This window comes from Streptomyces sp. NPDC030165, from assembly GCF_055573595.1.
Map to the genome: position 1 here is coordinate 475,415 of NZ_JBVIBD010000003.1, position 4,949 is coordinate 480,363.

Annotated in this window: 2 protein-coding genes; one reads left to right on the forward strand and one right to left on the reverse strand. The window is 73.6% G+C overall.

Annotation, left to right across the window (positions count from 1 at the left end; all coding sequences use genetic code 11):
- Positions 1–28 precede the first annotated feature (28 nt).
- On the reverse strand, positions 29–3,628 hold the full coding sequence (locus ACZ4Z1_RS08435; protein WP_468485797.1) for a BTAD domain-containing putative transcriptional regulator: 3,600 nt from the start codon (positions 3,626–3,628) through the stop codon (positions 29–31).
- A 442-nt stretch (positions 3,629–4,070) separates the two neighbouring features.
- On the opposite strand from ACZ4Z1_RS08435, the gene fabD reads away from it, so the two are divergent.
- Positions 4,071–4,946 carry an ACP S-malonyltransferase gene (gene fabD, locus ACZ4Z1_RS08440; RefSeq protein WP_468485798.1) on the forward strand — a complete coding sequence of 292 codons (876 nt, stop codon included), beginning with the start codon at positions 4,071–4,073 and terminating at the stop codon, positions 4,944–4,946.
- Positions 4,947–4,949: the final 3 nt, after the last annotated feature.

A 4,949-nucleotide genomic window follows, 5' to 3' on the forward strand; every position in this document is an offset into this window, starting at 1 on the left:
GGCTTCATGTGTTCCTTCGGGGTGGGGGTCAGCCCAAGAGGGAGAGGTCGGTCAGGTGCCGGTCCAGGAGGGTGTGCAGGAGTGTGGTGGAGGGGAGGGCGGGGTGGAGGTAGACGTGTTCGCGGCGGTGTTCGATGACGGCGAGCATCTTGCGGAGGGTGGCGGTGGCGTCGTCGCGGCGGCCCGCGTGGTGCTGGGCCTGGGCGAGCAGGCCGAGGTGGAGGGGGAGCCGTAAGTGGGAGCGGGAGGGACGGAGTTCGGACAGGGAGGTGTGCATCAGGGCGAGTCCCTCGTCGTCGCGGCCCAGGTGGGTCAGGGACCAGCCCTCGGTCAGGCGCAGCATCGCCTTCCAGTACAGGAGCCCGTGCTCCTCCGCCAGCCGCGCTCCCTCGGAGGCGGAGGCGTGCGCCGCGTCGGCGTCGCCCTCCCAGGCGGCGAGGACCGTGTTCACGTACAGGGCGAAGGCCCGGTCGGAGGGCCTGCTCTCGTACGCCGTCAGGCCCAGCAGCTGGCGGCGGCGGGTGCTCGCCGTGTCGCGGTCGCCCAGGATCCAGTGGGTGAAGGCGTCGTAGGACCGGCAGGAGACCCGCGGGTCGTGCTGGAACGTACGGGCCAGCGTGCGGCCCTCGCGGGCGAAACGATCCGCCAGCCCGACGCTGCGCTCCAGCTCCGCCAGCGCCTCCGGCAGCCTGCCGCGTACGTGCAGCGCGATGCCCTTGCCGTACGCCGCGCCGAGCAGCGCCACCGGATGGCGCGTACGGCTGCCGATGTCCCGCAGCAGCCGGGAGAACTGCCGGGACTCGTCGTAGCGGCCGGTGACCAGGAACGCCGAGCACAGCGCCCACAGCACCGACGGGTCCTCGGGCGCGCGGGTGACCGCCGCGAGGGCGCGGCCCCGGCTGAGCGCCGCTTCCGCCTCGGTGTCACCGTACCCGCGGACCGTGGCGAGCAACTGCCCGAGCTGGATGTACAGACGCTGCTCCAGCGCGCGGGCCGACGCGTCGTCACGGGGCAGCAGGCCGGCCAGGTGCACGGCCCGGCGCAGCCACGTCTCGACCTTCTCGTACGCCAGCTGCTGCTCGGCCTGTTCGGCGGCACGCAACAGCCGGGGCAGGGCCTGACGGGCGGGCAGCGCGTCCTGTGCGTGCCAGGTGTGATGGGCCAGGCGCTCGGACTCCTCGTCGCCCGCCTGCCCGCCGACGCGCGCGCTCAGCGACTCGGCCACCCGGGCGTGCAGCCGTTGGCGTTCGTCGCGCGCGAGTACGTCGAGGAGCGTCTCGCGGACCAGCGCGTGCACGAAGTGCAGCCGCCCGGGGTGGTGCGGGTCCTCGCCGAGCAGGCCCGCCCGGATCGCCGCCTCCAGGGAGGGAGCGACCGGTTCGTCCTCGGTGGCGGTGCGGTGCAGCAGGTCCGTGTCGACCTCGGTGCCGATGACGGCACACAGCCGCAGCGCCCGCAGGGCCGGCTCCGGCAGGGCGGCGAACCGCTGCCGCAGCGCCTCGCGCACCCCGGTCGGTACCTGTGTCAGCAGGACGTCGGTGGCGTCCGCGTCGTGCAGCCGCCGTACGTCGCCGAGCAGCGACAGGAGCTGCATGACGAAGTACGGGTTGCCCTTGCTGCGCTGGTGCAGCGCCTCGACGACGTCCGCGCCGACCCCGCGCCCGGCCTGCGCCTCCACCAGGGACGCGACGGCGCTGCGGGACAGCCCGCCGAGCCGCAGTGTCTCGGTCCTGGGGCCCCGGAGGATGTCGGCCAGCACCCGGCGGATCGTGGCGTCGGAGTCGGCCTCGAAGTCCCGGGCGGTCAGCACGATGCTGATCCGGTGCCCCTGGCGGCGGGTGCCGAGCAGCCGCAGCAGGTCGAGGGAGGCGGCGTCGGCCCAGTGCAGGTCCTCCAGGAGCAGAACCAGCGGGCGTTCGGCGGCCAGCGCGAGCAGCACCTCGCACACCGCGTCGTGGGTCAGGAACCGCGCCTGCGCCCAGTCGTCCTCGTGGCCCTGCCCGCCGGGCCCGGCCGCCCGCTCGGGCATCACCGGGGCGAGCAGCGTGTCGAAGGGCGCGGTCGCGGTGCGGAAGGCGTCCGGCCGGGTGGCCGACAGGTGGCGCAGCACCTGTGTCCACAGCCAGTACGGCGGTACGCCCTCGCCGGGGAAGCAGTGGCTCCAGGTCACGTCGAGCGCGTCACCGGCGGCTTCCAGCGCCGGGGCGAGTTCCATCAGCAGCCGCGTCTTGCCGACCCCGGCGGCGCCGAGTACGCACGCCACGTACCCGTGTCCGGTGGTCGCGCCGGCCGACGCGGTGACCAGGCGGCGCAGCTCCTGGTCCCGTCCGGTGAACGGCCAGGGCGCCGCGGTGCCTTCGGAACGCGCGCAGTCGTCCGGGGCGGGCGCCGGGCGGGCAGCCGTCGCCCGGCCGACGCCGTGCACGCGCCGCGGGCCCGCCGCCCGCGCACCCCTGGCCGGGCCCGACACCGTCGTACTCCGGTCCGGTGCACCCGCGCCGGGGCCCCGGGCGGGCCGGTGTGCCCCCGTGGCACGGACCGGCGCGGCCGCGGCTTCCTGCGGACGCGCGGGGGTGTCCGACGTGGAATGCGGCGCAGGAGGCTTCTTCATCAGGGATGAGCCGGGGGAGCTGGACGAGATGGGGGAGGCGGGGGAGTTGGGTGAGGCAGGCGGTACAGGAGCGGTGGTGGAGCCGGAAGAGCCGGGGAAACCGGGCGACTCGGGGGACGCGCCGGGAGAGCCTCCGCCGTCCGGGGCGGCCGCCGGCGCGGGACCGGCCACCGGGCCGTCGTCGCCCAGCTCCTGGCGGAGGATGGCGGTGTGCACCCGCTGGAGTTCGGCGGCGGTGTCCACGCCGAACTCCTCCACCAGGTGGCAGCGCGTCCGCTCGTACACCTCCAGCGCCTCGGCCTGCCGTCCCAGGCGGGACAGTGCCGTCATCAGATGCCCGACCAGGCGCTCCCGGGTCGGGTGGCGGCGTACCTCCAGGACAAGTTCGGCCGCCACCTCCTCGGCAGCCCCGAGCCCGAGCCGGGCCTCCGCGCAGGCTTCCAGCGCGGTGAGCCGGACCTGCTCCAGGCGGGCGGTCTCGTCGGAGAGCGGCGGCTGGGAGCCGAACTCCGTGTAGGGCGAGCCGCGCCACAGCTCCAGGGCCTCGGCGAGCAGGTCGCGGGCGCCGCGCGGGTCGCGCCGGTCCAGGAGTTGCCGCCCGTCGGCGACCATCCGCTCGAAGCGGAACGCGTCGACCTGCTCCGGGGCGAGCTGGAGCACGTACCCGGGTGCCTGGTAGCGCAGGACGGACGAGGTGCCCTGGCCGGCCGCCGGGGCGAGCACCCGGCGCAGGTGGGAGAGGTGGCTCTGGAGGGTGGCGACGGGGTGCCGGGGCGGCCCCTCGCACCAGAGCTCCTCGATGAGCAGTTCGGTGGGCACGACTCTGCCGAGGCGTATGAGGAGCAGGGCCAGCAGGGCCCGCCGTCGTGGCGGGCCGAGCGGCAGGTCCTCACTGCCGAGCCGTGCCGACATCGGGCCGAGGACGCGCAGCACGGGGCCGGGTGCGGCCGGCCGGGGCCCGATGGGGCCGGCGGGTTCCGGCAGCGGTGTGGGGGGCGGGGTGTGGGGTGGGCACATGTCGGTCCCATTCGTTCTAGCGCCGGCGGCTGTGCAGGGGGAGGGTACCGGACGGTAACCGGGTCCATCCGGAACGTGATCATGGCATATGTGGCGAGACGTTCAAAAGATCGGCAACCGGCCAACGGCAAGGATTCGGCAAGCGGAACGACAAGAAAGCGGAAAGCCGCCGCGGGGTGGCCGGCAAGCGTCCGCCAGCGTCCGGACCAGGGGCCCGCAAGGGGGCTGACGCACGATGGCGACAACCGCCCGGCGGCCCGGCCGACAGCCGTCGCCGTCCCCGGGTGGGTGCGTCGCACCGAACCGGTAACCACCTCGCGAACAGGGACGACATGCACACAGAAGGCCACGACAGCAGCGCCGGCCACCACACGGCGCACCGCGGTACGGACCGTGCCGGGCAGCCGGCCGTCCAACGGCCCGCGACCGTCTGAGGGGTGCCGTGCGTTTCGCGATCCTCTTCCCCGGCCAGGGGGCGCAGTTCCGCGGTATGGGGGTGGACGTCTTCGGACGGTATCCCGGTCTCACCCGGTTCGCCTGCGACCTCCTGGAATACGATCTCGTCGCGCTGTGCCGCGACGATCCGGACGGTCTGCTTTCGCAGACGCAGTACACCCAGCCCGCGCTCTACACCGTCAACGCGCTGCTCACCTTCGAACGTACGCGGCGTGAGGGCCGACCGGTCGACTGCTTTCTCGGGCACAGCCTCGGGGAATACAACGCCCTTCTGGCGGCGGGCGTCTTCGATTTCGAGACGGGCCTCAGACTCGTCAAGAAGCGCGGTGAACTCATGGCCGCGGCGTCCGGCGGCGGAATGACCGCCGTCCTGCACACGTCCGCGTCCCGGCTGGCCGAGATCCTCGCGCAGGACGGCATCGACGGCATCGACGTGGCGGGCTACAACACCGACGAGCAGATCGTCGTGGCCGGCCCGTCCGGGGCGCTGGACACCGTCCACGCCGCGCTGGAGCGCAGGAAGATCCGCTTCGCCCCGCTCCGGGTCAGCGCCCCTTTCCACTCCCGCTACATGGAGCCCGCCCGCGTCGAATTCCAGGAATTCCTGCGGAAATTCACCTTCGCGGACCCGGACCCCGCGGTCATCGCCAACGTCACCGGACGGCCGTACGAAAAGGGCGCCCTCGTCTCCACACTGAGCGCGCAACTGGTCGAACCGGTGCGCTGGACGGACAGTGTCCGCCATCTCCTTTCCGCCGGCCCCGGAACGGAATGCGAAGAGATCGGCGGAAAGTCACTGCTGCGCATGGTGGAAAAGATCCGGACCGCCACCCCGCCCGCCCCTCCCCGAACCAGGACCTGAGAC

Excerpts from the sequence above, each read along its gene's own strand:
- ACZ4Z1_RS08435 (WP_468485797.1), bottom strand. The coding sequence starts at position 3,628 with ATGTGCCCACCCCACACCCCGCCCCCCACACCGCTGCCGGAACCCGCC.